The sequence below is a fragment of the Streptomyces albireticuli genome, from assembly GCF_002192455.1.
Lineage (GTDB): Bacteria > Actinomycetota > Actinomycetes > Streptomycetales > Streptomycetaceae > Streptomyces > Streptomyces albireticuli_B.
The window spans coordinates 7483757-7500353 of sequence record NZ_CP021744.1 but is presented as its reverse complement, the minus strand read 5'-3'; the positions used below and the strand labels follow the sequence as shown (position 1 = coordinate 7500353).

General features: G+C 74.0%; 17 protein-coding genes. 13 read left to right on the top strand and 4 right to left on the bottom strand.

Annotation, left to right across the window (positions count from 1 at the left end; all coding sequences use genetic code 11):
- Positions 1 to 98 precede the first annotated feature (98 nt).
- The gene (locus tag SMD11_RS32205; protein ID WP_087929792.1) at positions 99 to 551 is read right to left on the bottom strand and encodes a winged helix-turn-helix transcriptional regulator; all 453 of its coding nucleotides are present in this window, start codon (positions 549 to 551) and stop codon (positions 99 to 101) included.
- Positions 552 to 653: 102 nt separating this feature from the next.
- Between SMD11_RS32205 and SMD11_RS32200 the strand changes: the two genes are divergently transcribed.
- Positions 654 to 1973, top strand: coding sequence for an MFS transporter (locus SMD11_RS32200; protein WP_107421988.1), 1320 nt, complete (start codon positions 654 to 656; stop codon positions 1971 to 1973).
- 219 nt (positions 1974 to 2192) lie between these two features.
- On the top strand, positions 2193 to 2570 hold the full coding sequence (locus tag SMD11_RS32195; RefSeq protein WP_087929791.1) for a peptidase inhibitor family I36 protein: 378 nt from the start codon (positions 2193 to 2195) through the stop codon (positions 2568 to 2570).
- Positions 2571 to 2636: 66 nt separating this feature from the next.
- Here the strand turns inward: SMD11_RS32195 and SMD11_RS32190 are convergent, their stop codons facing one another.
- Complete coding sequence (locus tag SMD11_RS32190) at positions 2637 to 2810, bottom strand: cytidine deaminase (RefSeq protein WP_199844003.1); 174 nt, start codon at positions 2808 to 2810, stop codon at positions 2637 to 2639.
- Here SMD11_RS32190 and SMD11_RS32185 point away from each other — a divergent pair.
- The 7 genes from SMD11_RS32185 to SMD11_RS32160 all read left to right on the top strand — a co-directional run bounded on the left by SMD11_RS32185 (position 2809) and on the right by SMD11_RS32160 (position 9946).
- Entirely contained in the window at positions 2809 to 3369 is a 561-nt protein-coding gene (locus SMD11_RS32185; protein ID WP_087929790.1) for an NUDIX domain-containing protein, read from the top strand. The genes SMD11_RS32190 and SMD11_RS32185 overlap by 2 nt on opposite strands.
- A gap of 334 nt (positions 3370 to 3703) precedes the next feature.
- The gene (locus tag SMD11_RS32180) at positions 3704 to 4270 is read left to right on the top strand and encodes a fascin domain-containing protein (protein WP_159395424.1); all 567 of its coding nucleotides are present in this window, start codon (positions 3704 to 3706) and stop codon (positions 4268 to 4270) included.
- Between the two features lie 231 nt (positions 4271 to 4501).
- Complete coding sequence (locus SMD11_RS36030) at positions 4502 to 4669, top strand: hypothetical protein (protein ID WP_199844002.1); 168 nt, start codon at positions 4502 to 4504, stop codon at positions 4667 to 4669.
- Positions 4670 to 4887: 218 nt separating this feature from the next.
- Entirely contained in the window at positions 4888 to 5877 is a 990-nt protein-coding gene (locus tag SMD11_RS32175; RefSeq protein ID WP_199844001.1) for a type II CAAX prenyl endopeptidase Rce1 family protein, read from the top strand.
- A gap of 141 nt (positions 5878 to 6018) precedes the next feature.
- Entirely contained in the window at positions 6019 to 7551 is a 1533-nt protein-coding gene (locus tag SMD11_RS32170) for an APC family permease (RefSeq protein WP_087929788.1), read from the top strand.
- A gap of 182 nt (positions 7552 to 7733) precedes the next feature.
- Complete coding sequence (locus SMD11_RS32165) at positions 7734 to 8558, top strand: DUF1206 domain-containing protein (protein WP_087929787.1); 825 nt, start codon at positions 7734 to 7736, stop codon at positions 8556 to 8558.
- An 872-nt stretch (positions 8559 to 9430) separates the two neighbouring features.
- Entirely contained in the window at positions 9431 to 9946 is a 516-nt protein-coding gene (locus tag SMD11_RS32160; RefSeq protein ID WP_234366269.1) for an ATP-binding protein, read from the top strand.
- Between the two features lie 45 nt (positions 9947 to 9991).
- Here SMD11_RS32160 and SMD11_RS32155 read toward each other — a convergent pair whose 3' ends face one another.
- Entirely contained in the window at positions 9992 to 10708 is a 717-nt protein-coding gene (locus SMD11_RS32155; RefSeq protein ID WP_234366268.1) for a TetR/AcrR family transcriptional regulator, read from the bottom strand.
- 201 nt (positions 10709 to 10909) lie between these two features.
- Here SMD11_RS32155 and SMD11_RS32150 point away from each other — a divergent pair, with 201 nt between their 5' ends.
- From SMD11_RS32150 to SMD11_RS32140, 3 genes are all read left to right on the top strand, one after another.
- Positions 10910 to 12535: a CocE/NonD family hydrolase gene (locus SMD11_RS32150; RefSeq protein WP_087930865.1), complete on the top strand. Its 1626-nt coding sequence runs from the start codon at positions 10910 to 10912 to the stop codon at positions 12533 to 12535.
- Positions 12536 to 12650: 115 nt separating this feature from the next.
- Complete coding sequence (locus SMD11_RS32145; RefSeq protein WP_087929784.1) at positions 12651 to 13649, top strand: ADP-ribosylglycohydrolase family protein; 999 nt, start codon at positions 12651 to 12653, stop codon at positions 13647 to 13649.
- A gap of 25 nt (positions 13650 to 13674) precedes the next feature.
- On the top strand, positions 13675 to 13881 hold the full coding sequence (locus tag SMD11_RS32140; protein ID WP_159395423.1) for a hypothetical protein: 207 nt from the start codon (positions 13675 to 13677) through the stop codon (positions 13879 to 13881).
- A gap of 33 nt (positions 13882 to 13914) precedes the next feature.
- Here the strand turns inward: SMD11_RS32140 and SMD11_RS32135 are convergent, their stop codons facing one another.
- Positions 13915 to 14232 carry a hypothetical protein gene (locus SMD11_RS32135; protein WP_087929782.1) on the bottom strand — a complete coding sequence of 106 codons (318 nt, stop codon included), beginning with the start codon at positions 14230 to 14232 and terminating at the stop codon, positions 13915 to 13917.
- Between the two features lie 352 nt (positions 14233 to 14584).
- Here SMD11_RS32135 and SMD11_RS32130 point away from each other — a divergent pair, with 352 nt between their 5' ends.
- Entirely contained in the window at positions 14585 to 16594 is a 2010-nt protein-coding gene (locus SMD11_RS32130; RefSeq protein ID WP_087929781.1) for an ABC transporter ATP-binding protein, read from the top strand.
- The last annotated feature ends 3 nt before the right edge of the window (positions 16595 to 16597 follow it).

The following is a 16597-nucleotide window of genomic DNA, read 5'->3' as shown; positions in this document are numbered from 1 at the left end:
GCGGCGGGGGCCGCGCGGGGGAAGGGCTTCAGGGGCGTGGCCCGTGACGGGACCGGGTCACGCGGGACGCTTTCCCGGGCATCACACCGAACGCTGATTCACGGGGCGGAGACCTTGTGGACGGTGGTGTCGTCGGGGTTCAGCCGGCGCCCGTCCGCGGACAGCACTTCCAGCGGGCGGAGGCGTCGGCCCTCTCGGCTGTCGAGCAGCTCCGAGTGCGGTTCGCCGGGGGCGAAGAAGTTCCGTTCGCCCCACTGCCGCAGTGCCACGATGACGGGGAAGAGCGCCTCACCCTTCGGGGTCAGGACGTACTCGCGGTAGGCGCTGCCGTCCGAGGCGGGGACGGATTCGAGGACGCCGCCGGCGACCAGGGTGCGCAGGCGCGCGGTGAGGATGTTCTTGGCCACGCCGAGGCCGCGCTGGAACTCCCCGAAGCGGCGGCTTCCGTCGAAGGCGTCCCGCACGATCAGCAGGGACCACCAGTCGCCGATCGCGTCCACCGACCGGGCGACGGGGCATTCGCTGTCGTCGAAGCGCGTCCTGGTCACCATGGCGTCGTCCCTCACTCTCACAGTGGTTGCAACACGCTACCAAGATGACTACCGTCACCGCCATCGGTGGCAAGATGAAACCAGATATGCGGAGGAGTGCTGATGCCCGGCAACTGTGAGGCCGTGACACGACCGGCCGAGGCCCCGAGCGGGGCAGGCTCCGCGTTCGTCCTGTCTCGTCGCGTCGTCATATTCTTCGCCGTCGCCTGCGGGGCCGCGGTGGCCAACGTCTACTTCTCCCAGCCGCTCCTGGTGACCATGGGTCACGACCTCGGCATGAGCCCGGCGCTCGTCGGCAGCGTCGTCACCCTCACGCACGCCGGATACGGCCTGGGGCTCTTCTTCCTGGTGCCGCTGGGCGACGTGGCCGACCGCAGGCGGCTCGTCGTGGCCCAGCTGCTGCTCCTGGTGGCGGCGCTGGCCGTGGTGGCCGTCGCCCGCACAGCGGCGATGCTGCTCGTGGGCATGGCCGCGACGGGGCTCCTCTCGGTCGTCACGCAGACGCTGGTGGCCTTCGCGGCGTCGCTGGCCCCTCCCGCCGGGCGCGGACGGGTCGTCGGCCTGGTCACCAGCGGCGTGGTCAGCGGGATCCTGCTCGCCCGCACCGCATCCGGCCTCATGGCCGACCTCGCCGGCTGGCGCTCCGTCTACCTCGCCTCGGCGTGCCTCACCGCGCTGCTCGCCCTGGTCCTGCACCGGGTGCTGCCGCGTCACAGTCCCGTCCCGGCGGCCACCCTGCGCTACGGACAGCTCCTGCGCTCCACGGTCACCCTGTTCGCACGGGAACGGCTGCTGCGGCTCCGGGCCCTGTTCGGGCTGCTGGTCTTCGCCGCCTTCAGCACCCTGTGGAGCAGCGTCGCGCTGCCGCTCAGCGAGGCCCCGTACTCCTGGTCCCACAGCGCGATCGGGGCACTGGGGCTGATCGGTGTCGCCGGCGCGTCGGCCGCGACCGTGGCGGGCCGCCTGAACGACCGCGGACTCTCCCGGCGGACCACCGGCATCGCCCTGGCACTGCTCACCGCCTCGTGGCTGCCCCTGGCCTTCACCCGCGGTTCGCTCTGGGCCCTGGTCGTCGGGGTGATCGTCCTCGACCTCGCCGTGCAGGCGGTCCACGTCACCAACCAGACCCTGATCTACGCGCTGCACCCGGACGCGGGCAGCCGGCTCATCGGCGGGTACATGGTCTTCTACTCCCTCGGCAGCGCCACCGGCGCCCTCGCCTCGACCTCCCTCTACGCGGCGGCCGGCTGGGGCGCCGTATGCGTGCTGGGTGCCACGTTCAGCTGCCTCGGGCTCGTGCTGTGGGCCTTCACACGACACGGCGGCGCGGCGGAACCGCTCCGGGCGCGTGCGCGGCACGAGGCGGCGCTCGGCCCGGCCGCGCCTCCGGTATGCGCGCCTCCGCACACCGGCGGGCGGTGACTCAGGGGACGAATGAGCTGAAGAGGGCCACAGGAGCGGACCATACTGAGGGCGTTTTCACACGGCCGGCCGACTGAACCCGTCGGCGGGCCGTGTTCTCCCGCTCGCGCGCGGTCCTTCTCAGCCGGTTCCGAGCAACAGCCGGTTCGGAGCGGCAACCAGGTCACTCCCGGCCGCCCACGAGGAACACCAGGAACACCAGGAAGAGGAGTTTCATCCATGCGCCGTATCCGCTCGTTCGCCGTCGCCGCGGTCGCCCTGGCCGCCACCCTCGGTGTCGTGCCCACCGCTACGGCCGCCCCCGCGGCGCCCGCGCGCCAGGCCGCCTTCACCTGCGCCCCCGGGCACTTCTGCATCTACAGCGACTGGAACGGCGGGGGCACCCGTTGTCAGTGGTCGCAGGAGAGCAAGGCGAACACCGCCGACGACTGTTCCTTCATCCAGCGGGGCCAGAACGTCCGTTCCGTGTGGAACGGCACCAGGCACCGTGTGCAGTACTACACGCAGACCAACCACAACAAGCGCGTCGGCTCCACGCCCGCCATTTCCGGCGGGAACCTCCAGGGCAGCTACCAGATCCGCTCCTTCAAGGCCTAGCCGGCCCTCGCACCCACCGCCCCGCCCACCGAGCCCGTGGGCGGGGCACCCCACGACCGGCTTCGGTCACCCGGAGGCGCGGGCGTTCCCCAGGGCCACCAGTTCGGCGCACGGCCCGCCGGTGAAGTGGTAGACGTTGACGCCGCCGTACAGTGCGCCGTCGGCGGCGCGGACGGCGGCGCCCATGGTGTGGACGCCGCCTTCGCCGTCGGTGTTCTCGTCCACGAGGAGGCGCCCCATGTCCACCCCTGCGCACGAGCCCAAGGACCCCGAGCTGGTCCGCTTTCTGCGAGGCCTGCCCTCGCCCCTGGTCGCCGTGGACGCGCTCGTGCGGGACGAGAGCGGCAGGCTGCTGATCGTCGAACCCACGTACAAGCCGGGCTGGGACATCGTCGGCGGCTTCGTCGAGCACGAGGAGCTGCTGGTCGCCCTCGCCAGGGAGGCGGAGGAGGAACTCGGCCTGCGGGAGCTGCGCGTCGGCCGCCTGCTGGCCGTGGACAACCTGCCCGCCGCCGGTTACGGGCGCCCCGTGGTCGTCCTCATCTTCGCCGCGCGCCTGGAGGGGACGGTACGGGCCGAGGATCTGACCCTGCAACAGAACGAGATCCGCGCGGCCGAGTTCGTCACCGAGGACGTGGCACTGGAGCGGTTCCCGGGCCCCCTGCGCCGCCGGGTCGTCGCCGCCCTGGAGGCCGAACGCGGCGCGCACACCGCCTACCTCCGCGACAGTCATCCCGTGGCCCTCGGCGACCACGGCCACGACGCGACGCCGCCGCCGGCGCGCGAGGACGGCCGGTGAACGCCTAGGCCGCGCGGCGGACGGGTTGTACGTTGCCTGGTGCTGCCACGGCTCCCCCGGCAAGGGGCGGCCGGTCATCTCGGAGGTCCTTCCCGGCAGTTCGCACAGCCGGATCGCCCGACAGAGGTCGGGAACGCGCGGCAATGCCACCAGCCCTACGGTTCGCACGAGTCGAAGACCGAGCGGAACGCTGTCCCCGGGTCACGGGGATCGCCCGGTCGGACCCGAGCCACCGGGACAACCGCACGCCCGGAAGGGAACTCACAGGCACTCCGGAAGGGGAATCATGGCAAGACCGTTTCGTGTCACAGGCGCCGCGAGACGTATGGGCGTCGTGGCAGCGGCTCTCCTGGCTCTCGCGGGCGTAGCCGCCCCGACCGCGTGGTCGTCGGCCGCGCCCGCGAACCGCGGCACGACGCAAACCCTGGCGGACGTGGTCGCGGACCGCGCGAAGACCCAGGTGTCCGCCGCCTGTTATCACCATGTGGTCATCACCTCGCACACCAACGCCCGGCTCGTCTCGGCCGAGCTGGGCTACGGCGGCGACAGTTACGGCATGCTGAGGGCACGAGCGACGGCGATCGGGCCCTGGGAGCGGTTCACCGTCTGCTTCAACGACTGGCACTGGACCATCCAGTCACAGGCCAACGACCGGTACGTCTCGGCAGAGCTCGGATACGGCGGTGACAGCTACGCGATGCTGCGAGCGCGGGCGACCGCCGTAGGCCCCTGGGAGCGGTTCTCGCTCAACTACTGCGGGCAGGGCTGCACGACCATCACCTCGCAGGCGAACGACCAGCTCGTGTCGGCCGAGATGGGTTACGGCGGCGACAGCTACGGCATGCTGCGCGCACGGGCGACGGCCCTGGGACCGTGGGAGCGGTTCTCGGCCCCTCTCTAGAGCCTCTCCAGATCGCGCGTGAGGGGCCGGCCGGCCTCTCACGCGCCGGCTTAGGCAGGCGGCGGGCTCGTCGCAGGCGGCGGTCCGTGCCCTCCGCGGCCGGGCACGACAGCGGCGGCCACCCGACGCGTCCCTCAGGTCACGCCCCGTAGCCGACATGCGCCCTCCGCCCGCACACGCCAGTCTGGTGGTAGCCGATCCTCCGAGATCCCCGTAACAGGAGGCAGGACCGTGGGCAAGAAGCAGACCCGGCAGAACCGCGGCGCGCGTACCGGCGGACACGAGCACCGCGCCACCGTGGAGACGAAGGAGCAACCGAAGGCACCGGTCACCCGGGAGGTGAGGCCTTCCACCCCGGAGGTCGCCCACAAGCAGCCGCGGAAGTTCGGGCACAACTGACCTCCGGCGGGCGGGGGCACGACGCCGTGCCCCCGCCAGCCGGCCGGTCCTGAGGCGTATGGGCGAGCCCTACGACCCACCAGGTCACCCGGCTACATCGAAGGATGGACCAACGAGTCATCAGCGCTGGTGAGGCCCCTGACGGAACCGGCGGCGACGATGGGTGGAAGTCCGGTACACCGGTCCACCGCGTCGACGCCGTGTCAGGAATCCACCGCATGCCCGAGCCCTCCCGCCCCGCCGCCTCCCCCTCGTACCTCACGGCCCTGCGCCGCGCCCTGTTCGGCGGTCTCGTCATGGCCACGGCCCTCGGTCTCGGTACGGCCCTGGGCCCGGCGGTCGCCGGGGCCGTCGGAGCCACCGGCCTCGTGGCACGGCTGATACCGGCCGCGCTGGTCAGCGCGCTGGCCGTGCCGCTCGTCCTCGTCGTCGCGCGCCGGGGCCGCCGCGCCCCGGCGGCGCTCGGGTTCGGCGGTGCCGGGGCGAGCGCGCGGGCCTTCCTGACCGGTGCGGGCGTGACCGCGGTGGCGGCCGCGCTCGTCCTCGGGGCGGGTACGGCCGCGGGCATGCTGCGCTGGTCGAGCCCCGACCCCGTGGCGCTCGCCGGGTTCGTCGTCTCGAACGGGGTGGTCGCCCTCCTGCTGGAAGCCCTGCCGGAGGAGACGTCGCTGCGCGGCTACACCTGGACCTCGCTGCGCGAGCGGTTCGGCGGCGTCGCCGCGTCGCTCGGCACGACGGCGGTGTTCCTGCTGGTCCCAGGGGCTTCGACCGTGGTGCAGGCGGGGGTCTCGCGGCTGATCGGCGCCGGTCCGGTACCGGTCGGCCTGGCGCCGGGGGGTCAGCGGGCGGCCGACTACCTGGTGCTCGTGGCCGTGTTCGGGCTGACTCTCGTCGCGGCGCGGGCGGCGGTGGTCCGGGCCCCGCTGTGGGCCGCCATCGGCACCCACCTCACCTTTCTGACCGTCAACCGGGTGGTCTGGGAAGGGGATCGGCGCCACGCGGGCTGGTCCGCGGAGCAGACGGCACCGGACGCGGTCCTCCTCGTCCCCGCGTATCTGGTGGTCGCCGCCGCCGTGTTCGCGCTGTGGCGGTGGACCGGGCGGCGGCGCGCGAACCGGGCGCCGGCCGGCCCCCTTCCCCGGGCCGACGCGCGCCCGTCCGCCGGTGCCCTGCCTCACCCCCAGGTCACCGGCCGGGGAGAATCCTGATCACGAGCCGCGGGGGAACCGCCCGCGCGGCCGTCCCGGCGGGGTTCCGCCGGATCGGGAACGAGGAGGGGTCCGGTGTCGGATCGTCAGCCGGCAGGGGGTGAGCCCGTCGCGCCGACGGTGCTCGAACAGGAAGGCCGCTTGCACCGGCATCTGGGGTTCTGGGGGCTGACCGCGATCGGCTTCTCGAACATCGTCGGTTCCGGCTGGCTTTTCGCCGCCATGTACGCGGCGCAGACGGCCGGGCCCGCCGCCCTGCTGTCGTGGGTCGGCGCGGGGCTGCTGTGCGGTCTCGTGGCGCTCGTCATGATCGAGCTGGGCGCGTCGCGGCCGGAGGGCGGCGGTACGGTGCGCTGGCCGCTGTACGCGAGCGGCCGGCTGGTCGGCACGCTCGTCGGGTGGTCGGTGCTGCTGTCGGTGGGCGGCACCGCCGCCGAGATCAGCGCCATCATGCAGTACGCCGACCACTACCTGCCGGACATCTACGCGGGCCGCACGCTGAGCCCCTTCGGCCTGGGCGTCGCCGTCGCGCTGAGCGTCCTGCTGACGGCGCTGAACTGGTTCACCGTGCGGGCGTTCGCCCGGCTCAACAACCTCGTCTCGGTGTTCAAGGTCCTCGTGCCGGTCGTCACGGTGATCGCCCTGTTCGCCTCGGGCTGGCACTCGGGGCGGCTGACCGACCACGGCGGATTCGCGCCCTACGGGTACGCCGCGTGCCTCTCCGCGCTCGCCGGCGGCGGCATCGTCTATTCGGTCAACGGCTTCCAGGCACCGCTGGACTTCTCCGGCGAGACGCGCAACCCGCGCCGGACCCTCCCGGCGTCCGTGCTGACCGCCATCGCGCTGGCCGTGCTGATGTACCTGGCCCTCCAGCTGGCCTTCCTCTTCACCGTCCCCGAGAACCTGCTCGGGCACGGCTGGAAGGGCGTCAGCTTCGAGTCGCCCTTCGGGCAGCTGGCGCTGATCCTCAACCTGCACTGGTTGTCCAGCCTGCTCTACGCGGACGCGGTGGCCTCCCCCGGTGGTTCGGCGTACGTGGGCGTGGCCCTCAACGCCCGGCACACCTACGCCCTCGCCAAGAACCGTACGATCCCCCGGGCCTTCATGCGGGTCAGCGAGCGCTACGGCATCCCGCACCGGGCGCTCCTGCTGAACCTCGTCGTGATCGTCCTCTTCCTGCTGCCGTTCGGCGGCTGGCAGAACATCGTCAGCGTCATGGGCGACATGTACCTCCTCATCTACGCCGCCTCCGCGGTGGCCGTCGCCGTCTTCCGGGCCGGTCCGGGCGGGGAGAGGATGGCCGGGTGGGTGCCGGGGCTGCGCTGGATCGCGCCCCTGAGCTTCGTGGTGTCCAGTGAGTTCGTGTACTGGTCGGGCTGGCACGACCTGCGCCTGGCGCTGCCGCTCGTGCTGGCCGGGCTGCTGCTGTTCCTGGCGATGTGGCGCACCGGGCACAACGAGCGGTCGCTCGCGGCGGAGCTGCTCACGGGCGCCTGGCTGGTCGTCTATCTGGGGGCGCTGACGGCCCTGTCGTGGCTCGGCACCTTCAAGGGGTCGGGCCGGCTGCCGGCGCCGTACGACTCGGTCACCGTCGCCGTCGTCGCGCTGGGCATCTTCTTCTGGGCTGTCCGCTCGGGCACCAGGCAGCTGGCCGCGCCGCACACCCCCGTCTGACCTCGCCACCCGCCCCGTCCGCCGGTATACGGGCGAACCGCGCCGCCGCCCGCCCTCGCGTCCCCGGTGCCGCGACCGGTCCGCCGGTACGGTCGTTTCCGCCCGGGTTCCGAGGGCAGACGGGTGCGAGGACGGACGGTTCGTCCCGGCGGACGGGCGGGCCCGACCCGAAGGGCGACATCATGAGACGGTGGCCGGACGGCGGCACGGCACGGGCGGCGCGCGGGACGGGGACGGTCGTCGCCGCCCGCGCCGGGCTGGCGGCGCGCGGGGTGATCTACCTCCTCGTCGGGACGCTGGCGCTGCGCATCGCCCACCTCGACACCGGTGAGCAGGCGGACCGGGGCGGAGCGGTCCAGGAGCTGGCGGAGCAGCCCTTCGGCCAGGTGCTGGTGTGGGCGGTGGGCATCGGCATGGTCTGCATGGCTCTGTGGCGGCTGTCGGAGGCGGTCTTCGGCGCGGCGGGACCGGACGGCGGCAAGGCCCGCAAACGGCTGCTATCGGTCGTGCGCTTCGTGTTCTACGCCGCCGTGGCCGGTTCGGTGATCGCCTTCGCCGCGGGTGAGCGGGGCAGCGGCGCCGGTTCCACCGACGAGCAGTCGCGCGACGCCACCGCCCGGGTGCTGGACTGGCCGGCCGGTCAGTGGCTGGTGGCCGGGGCGGGGGCCGCCGTGGCGGCCGCGGGCGTATGGATCACGGTGCGGGCGGTCACTCGCGCGTACCGCGACAAGCTCGACCTCGCGCGGATGTCCCCGGCCGGCCGCACGGCCATGGACGTCCTCGGCGTCGGGGGCGGGGCGAGCCGGGGGCTCGTGTTCGCCGCCGCGGGCGGGTTCGCCGTCAAGTCGGCCGTCGCCTACGACCCGGAGCAGGCCAAGGGGCTGGACGACACGCTCCGGACCTTCGCAGGGACCCCGGCCGGTCCGTGGCTGCTCGGCGTGGTCGCGGCGGGGCTGGCCCTGTTCGGGCTGTTCTCCCTCGCGATGGCCCGCTGGCGGCGTCTCTGATCGCGGGCGGCCGGCTCATGACGCTGTCGGTCCACCCGGCCCGGACCGCTTCCCCGCCGGGCGGGGCGTGGTCCTGGGCGAGGACGGGTGACGCGCCGGGCGGTCGCGGACGGCTCGGCAGCGTGCGGGTCAGTGCGGTGCCCGCCGCGTACCCTTCCCTCTCGCCCACCATCTCGCCGCCCCAGACGGCCGGGTCGGCGGGGGTCTCGACGTAGAACCCGCCGCCCGAGTCCGGCTGCTCCAGGGATACGCCGATCCGCCCGACGCGACGCGGTGCGACGCCGGGGTCGGGGATGCCGTCGAGGTGGGTGGGCACCTCCTGACCTACCGTCAACTCGGTGTATCTCCAGGGGCCGTCGCGGCGACCGACGGCAGCACGCGCCGGAGCACGGGCAGCGCGCGGGCGGTGGCCTCGCGCAAGATGCCTACGCGTCGCCGGGTGCCCGGACCACCTCGCCTGCCGCTCCGGTCGCCGTCCGCTCGCGGCGAGTTCGTCGTCCACGATCTTGACGAGCTGCGCCCGTTCGTCCGGGGACAAGAACCCCTCTACGGACCGCAGGGCCAGCGTCTCGTTCAGGTGAATCACGACCGGCTCCTCTTCGGTTGAGGACCGGGTGACGCCTCTCCGGCAGTGTCGTGCGACAGCGGCCGGACCGGGGAGGCGCGTACCGGCCTGACGCCGGCGGTGGGGCGGGGCGGCGGACCGTCGGCCGCGCGCCTTTGCCGTCACGGCGGGTGGACGGGCGCTAGCCTTGGGGAATTCTTCGATACGAGCCGGCGGACGGGGAGATGGCCGAGCTGATGCGTGTCGCCCGCCGAGCCCTTACCAGGAATCCCGCGGGTCAGCGGCAGGCCGACGCGGGGGCGGCCTGGTGAGGTGGCGTCGCGAGCGCCGGCCGACGGCGGCGGGCGAGCACGGGCCCGCGCCGGTCTGGCGTCGCCTGCTGACGGTGCCGGCGGCCCCGGAGGCCGTGCGACAGGTGCGGTGCGACACAGGTGACGCGCTCACGGAGTACGGGATCGGGCGGGACACCGCCTTCGCGGGCGCCGTCCTGCTGGTGGTCAGCGAGCTGGTCGCCAACGCCGTGCGGCACGCCGGGGACCACTCCCCCACCGTGGACGTGACCGTCGCGGTGGGGGCCGGGCAGCTCGTCGTCGGCGTCGCGGACCGGGATCCCCGCCTCCCCGACCTGTCCCCCGAGGCACTGGGCGACGGCCTGCGGACCGTCACCGATCTGACGGCCGCCTACGACGGCACCCTGCGCGTGGAGCCCGCCGCGCACGGGCACGGCAAGGCGGTGGTGGCCCGGTTCCGGGTTCCCGGCGCTCCCCGGGGGTCCTCCCCGGCCCGGCCCCTGCCGGACGCCCTCGATCGCCGGACGCGCTGAACCTCCGGCCCGGCGGCGGCCGGGAGGGAGCGGGGCCCAGGGGCCTCAGCCCGCGTCCAGGCCGTCGACCATGCGGTCGAGGAGCCGGGCGAACGTCTCGTCGGGCGTGGTCGGCCGCGCGGGCGCGGCGAGGACCTCGGCGAGCTCCGGGTGGCCGCCGTCGGCGGCGACGGCCGCGAGGTAGCGCGCCTCGGCCGCCGCCCGGTCCGGCTCCCCGGCGACCGCGGACTGCGCGACCTCGTGCGCGACGTGCCCCGCGACGAAGCCGGTCAGCAGGCTGAAGACCTCCAGCCGCGCGCCGCCGTCCAGCCGGGTGGGCCGCAGGGCGGCCAGTACGACTTCGAGGAAGTCCAGGGTGCGGGGGCCGAGGGTCCGGCGGCCGGGCAGCGCTGCGGGCAGCCAGGGGTGACGGAGCATCAGGGCGCGCTGGGCGTGGGCGACGGCCTTCAGATCGGCCCGCCAGTCGCCGGTCGGGAGCCCGGGCATCGTGTGCTCGCCGCTGACGTGGTCGATCATCAGCTCCACCAGCGTCTCCTTGTCGGGGACGTAGCTGTAGAGCGACATGGCGCCCGCGCCGATCTCCGCGGCCACGCGCCGCATCGTGACGGCGCCGAGCCCCTCGGCGTCCGCGAGGGCGACGGCGGCCGCCGCGATCGCCTCACGGCTGAAGGCCGGCGGGCGCCCCCGGCGGGGGCGCGCGGGGCGCAGCCAGAGCTCTTCGGGGTCGACGCGCGGGGCGTCGGACGCGTCACCGCGGGCCACGGTGTCCTTCCTTCCGTTCGCTGCCTGAGCAGGGGTGCTTGCCGTGTCCATCCAAGCAGGCATTATTCTCGTACACTGTACGGAATTACCTGCCGACCGTGAACAGGGGAGAGACCCATGGCGCCACCGCACACGCAGGACGTCGCACCGAGGACCACCTGGACCGGGCCGTCACGCAAGCCGCCGCTGTCCTCACGGCTGATGCGGGCGACCTGGCGGGGCCTCCCCGCCCGGCGGCACGACGTCGGCTGGGAGCCGGGGCTCGCCGTACCGGCCGCCGACGGCAGCCCCCTGCTCACGGACCACTACTTCCCGCGCGGGCGGGGCGACTTCCCGACCGTCCTGGTGCGCTCGCCCTACGGCCGGGGCCTGCCCTGGGCGCCGATGTACGGCCTCCTCCTCGCCGAGCAGGGGTTCCACGTGATCCTCCAGAGCTGCCGCGGCACGGGCGGCTCGGGAGGGACCTTCGACCTCTGGCACAACGAGGCGGCGGACGGGCGGGCCACCGTGGCCTGGCTGCGCGAGCAGCCCTGGTTCGACGGGCGGCTGGGCACGGCCGGCCCCAGCTATCTGGGGTACGTGCAGTGGGCGCTGGCCCTCGATCCGCCGCCGGAGCTGCGGGCCATGGCGGTCCAGGTCGGCCTGCACGACCCGCACGCCCTGTTCCACTCGCACGGCGCGCTCCGCCTGGAGAACGCCCTCGCCGTCGGCGTCGGCATGACTTATCAGCACCAGGGGATCGGCACGTTCCTGCGCGCGACGCTGCGCCTCCAGCGCCACATGCGCGAGATCGCCCGGAAGCTGCCGCTGCGCGAGTCCGTCCGGCCCGGCCTCGGGGGCGGCATACCCTGGTTCGACGAGGTGATGGCCCACCCGGACGCCACCGCCCCCCACTGGGAGGGCGCGTCCACGGCCGACGCGGCCGACCGGACGGCGGTGCCCGTCGGCCTGATCTCCGGGTGGCACGACGCCCTGCTCGACCAGACCGTCGAGCAGTACGGCCGGCTGCGCCGGGCCGGTTGTGCCACCAGCCTCCTCATCGGCCCCTGGACGCACACCTCCGCGCTCCAGCGGGGCTGGCCCGAGGTGTTCGCCGAGACCCTGGCCTGGCTGCGCGCGCACCTGTGCGACGACCCCTCCGGCCTGCGCCCCACCAGGGTCCGCGTGCACGTCGGCGGCCGGGACGGCGCCTGGCGGGACCTCGACGACTGGCCCGCTTCCCCGGCGGGGGAGCCCTGGTTCCCGGCCCCCGACGGGCGGCTCGCCGCCGAGGAGCCCGCGGACCCCGGTCCGCTCGCGTCCTTCCGCTACGACCCGGCCGACCCCACCCCCTCCGTCGGCGGCCAGCTCCTCTCCCCCGCGGCCGGAGCCCGCGACAACAAGGCCCTGGAGGCCCGCGAGGACGTCCTGACCTTCACCGGACCCGTGCTCACCGAGCCCCTGGAGATCCTCGGACCGGTCTCCGCGCGGCTGCGGGTGTCCACCGACACCGGGCACGCCGACGTCTTCGCCCGGCTGTGCGACGTCGACGGGAAGGGCCGCTCGACGAACGTCTGCGACGGGCTGGTCCGGCTCGACCCGAGGCGCGAGGACCCCTCGGTGACGACGGTCCCGATGAGCTCGACCGCCCACCGCTTCGCCGCCGGGCACCGCGTCCGCCTCCAGGTCAGCGGGGGCGCCCATCCGCGCTTCGCCCGCAACACCGGCACCGGCGAACCGGTGCCCGACGCGACGGGCCTGACGCCGGTGCGCATCACGCTGCACTCCGGCTCGGCCCTGATCCTGCCGCGGGCCGGGGCGACCGGGCCGGGCGACGCCCAGGAGTGAGGCGGCGGTCCTCCGGAACGGTGGCGCGGCGCCTCCACCCGCCACCGTTCCCTCGCCCGCGCCCCGGTAACGCCCGGCGCCGACCGGGCGCCGGGGCGGCTCGTAAGGTGAGGACATGAAGGCGACGGGGGCACTGACCGGGCTGGCCATCGGCGACGCGCTGGGCTTTCCCACCGAGTTCGACGACGTACCGTCGATCCTGGCCACGTACGGGCCCTGGCGGCGGATGGACCTGCCCCGGCCCGCGTTCGTCACCGACGACACCCAGATGACCCTCGCGCTCGGGCGCGCCCTGCGGACCGCCATGGAGGACAGTCCGCTCACTCCGGAGCGGCTCGTCGGTCCGCTGCGCGAGGAGTACGTCGCCTGGTGGCGCTCCCCCGACAACAACCGCGCCCCGGGCAACACCTGCCTCACCGCCTGTGAACTGCTCAGCAGGGACGGGCTCCCCTGGCAGCGGGCGAGCATCACCGGGTCCAAGGGCTGCGGCGCCAACATGCGCGTCGCGCCCCTGGGGCTCGTCCCCGGGCTCACCGGCGAGCAGCGCGCCGGGGCCGCGCAGCTCCAGTCCGCGCTCACCCACGGGCACCCGACCGCGCTCGCCGCGAGCGATCTGACCGCCCACGCCGTGCACCTGCTGGCGCGGGGCGCCCGGCCGGCCGGGCTGACGGGGCTGCTGCGCGCGTACGCGACCGGGAACCGGACGCGCTACCACGCGCATTGGCTCGGCGACCTGTGGGAGCACGCCCAGGACGCCGGGCCGGAGAGCTTCATGGCCCGCGGCTGGGACGAGTGTCTCGGCGCCCTCGACCGGCTGGACGCGGCACTGCGCGCACCCGACCCCGAGCGCGACCCCTGCCTGACGACGGGCGCGGGCTGGATCGCCGAAGAGGCGCTGGCCACCGCGCTCCACTGCTTCCTCCTCTTCCCCGGCGAGCCGGTCACCGCCCTGCGCCGGGCCGCCTGTTCCTCGGGCGACTCCGACTCCGTCGCCTGCCTGGCCGGCGCGTTCGCCGGCGCGCACCTCGGGGCGGGGGCGTGGCCGCGGGAGTGGGCCGAGCGGATCGAGTACCGGGACGAGATCGTGGCGCTCGGCGCCCTGTGGGACGCCTGATGGCACGTCAATTCGGCGTCACGGAATGGCCGGTGCCGGACGCCACTCCGTGGCCCCGGCACTGATCTCCGTCATGACCCTCGCGGCACCCGCCACCACCCTGGTCACACCGGACATGATGGTCGCGGTGCTGCGCGGTCCCGGCCGCCGCCCCCTGACGGGTCCCCCGCTGACCGCCGCGGAACTGTCCTTCCCGCACACGCCAGGCAGCCCACAGGCGATCAGGCGCTGACAGACCTTCGACGTCCAGGACTTTGACGAAACGTCAATTCTTCGGAGCCTTGGCCTTCGGGTGCTTGACCTTGTGATCGGCCTTCGGATGCTTGGCCTGGGCCGGCTTGGACTGCGGCCGCTTCGTCTGCGGCGGCTTGACCCAGCCCTTCTTCACCAGCTCGTCGCAGTGCCACTTGGCGTGGGCCGGGGTCTCCCCGCGCTTCTTGGCGACGCGGAAGCAGTCCGCGTAGCGGAAGGGCGGCTGGTCGCCGCGCGCCTCGGGGCGGGACAGCGAGGCGGCCCCGGCCGCCGGAGCCACCGACGCGCCCATCCCGCCGGCCACGAGGGTCGCGGCGAGGACAATACTCATCCGACGCACAGCACTTCTCCTTCTCCCACGCCGGAACACGGCGCTCCGGACACGTTCAGAGACGTCCCCCATGCTTCATCGGAGAGCCTCCGGCGAACAAGGCGACTCGCCACAACGAACCGGGGCACGCATACGCACAAGGGAGCTCACCCGGAAAATGCCGCGAAACTGGCCCGTAAGTCCGCCACCATGGTGGAAGGGGGATGTACGGGCCCACGCGCGTGCGCCGCCCGCGGAGGGGGCCACCCGCGAACCGGCCCCACCCGCACCGCCTCTTTCCGCTCCCACGTCCGGAAAGGCCCGTCATGACCGCACGCACCGAGGAAGCCCGCCCCGGCACGCCGAAGGCACGATGAGGTTCCGGCGCACGGGCGAACCGGCCGGACTCCCCCTGTCCGAAAGCGAGAAGCTGCTCTTCGGCGGAGCACTGCGGTACGACAAGTCGTACACCCGGAACGAAGCGCCGCTCACCCACCTGTCGTTCTGGTCGATGGCCCGTCAGTTCCCCGCGATGATGGGCATGGTCGGCCGGGCCGCCTGGCGCGAGGACCCCCGGGCCCTCCTGACGCTGCTGGCGGCCGAACTGGGGCAGGGCCTGATGCGCGCGTTCGTCCTGGTTGCCACCAACCGGGCGCTGGTGGCCCTCTTCTCCGCGGAGCCGACGGCCGACCGGCTGCGGCAGGCGGCCCCCGCGCTCGTCGGCGGGATGGCGGTCACCGCGGTCGCCGCCCTGCTGTCGGCCGTCTCGGTGGCCGCCACCGGGCGGCTGGAGCCCAAGGTGGAGCGGGCGTGCACGGCCCGCTTCTACCGCGCCGCGGTCCGGGTGGAACTGGCCGCGATGGAGGACGAGACGGTCCACCGCGCCCTGGACGCGGGCCGCTACGGCACCGACTCGGTGCGCAGGATGCTCGGCTCCTCGGTCACGGTGATCAACGCGCTGGTCGGACTGGTCGCGGCGGCCGGCGTCCTGGCCCTCCTGCACCCCGTCCTGGTGCTCATGCTGCTCCTGATCGCCGCCCCGAAGGGCTGGGGCGCGGTCGTCTCCGTCCGCCGCCAGTACGTCTCCATGCACGCCTGGCTGGAACACCGGCGGGCGATCGACGTCATCACCCACACGCTCGTCCAGCAGGACACCGCCCCGGAGATCCGCGTCCACTCCGCGGGGCCGCTGCTGGTCGGCGCGTACGACGACATGGCCGCCACCGTGGGCACGGAACAGCAGCGCCTGGCCCGCGCGGAGGCCGTGACGCAGACGGCGGCGTCCTCGGTCTCCGGCCTCGCGGCCCTCGGGGCGTACGCGGTGCTGTGGCTGCTGCTGGCCCGGGGCGGCATGCCGCTGGCCGTCGCCGGTACCGCGGTGATCGCCGTACGGACCGCCGGGGCCGGCCTCGACTCCGTGGTGATGCAGCTCAACCGCATGTACGAGGAGTCCATGTACCTGCGCGACCTGGAGGAGGCGTGCCGCCTCGCCGAGCGGCACGCCATCCCCACGGGCGGCACACCGCCGGCCGGCGGGATGACCGAGGTCCGGCTGGAGAAGGTGTCGTTCACCTATCCCGGCGCGCCCGCCCCGTCCCTGCGCGAGGTGAGCCTGACGATCCCCCGGGGCAAGGTGGTGGCCCTGGTCGGGGAGAACGGCTCCGGCAAGACCACCCTGTCCAAGCTGGTCGCCGGGCTCTACGTGCCGACGGCGGGCACGCTCCGGTGGAACGGGGTGGACGTCCGGGACGCCGACCGGGACGCGATATTCGACCGGGTCGCCGTCCTGGGGCAGGACTTCCCGCACTGGCCGATGACCGCCCGCGCCAACATCCACATCGGGCGCAGCACGGTCCCCATGGACCAGGGCCGTGTCCGGCGGGCGGCCGTGGCGGCCGACGCGGACGGTGTCATCGAGTCGTTGCCCCACCAGTGGGACAGCCTGGTCCTCAAGGGGTTCGAGCGCGGCACCCAGCTCTCCGGCGGGCAGTGGCAGCGCCTGGGCAGCGCCCGCGCCCGCTACCGCCACGCGCCCCTGCTGATCGTCGACGAACCGACGTCGGCGCTCGACCCCAAGGCGGAGATCGACGCCTTCCAGGCGCTGCGCTCCCTGACCGCCGACGGCACCACCGTCCTGCTCATCACCCACCGTCTCGCCGCCACCGCGAGCGCCGACCTCATCTATGTCCTGGACAACGGCAGCCTCGTCGAACAGGGGAGCCACGAGGAACTCATGGCCCTGGAGGACGGCGCGTACCGCTTCGCGTACGGGATCCAGGCCGCCCAGTACGGCTTGAAGCCGTCTCCCGGCGGCCGCGCTCCCGGCCCGGCCCGCCCGGCCGACGCCGTGTCACCGGCGCCGCCGGGGGCGGACACGGCGTAGGCG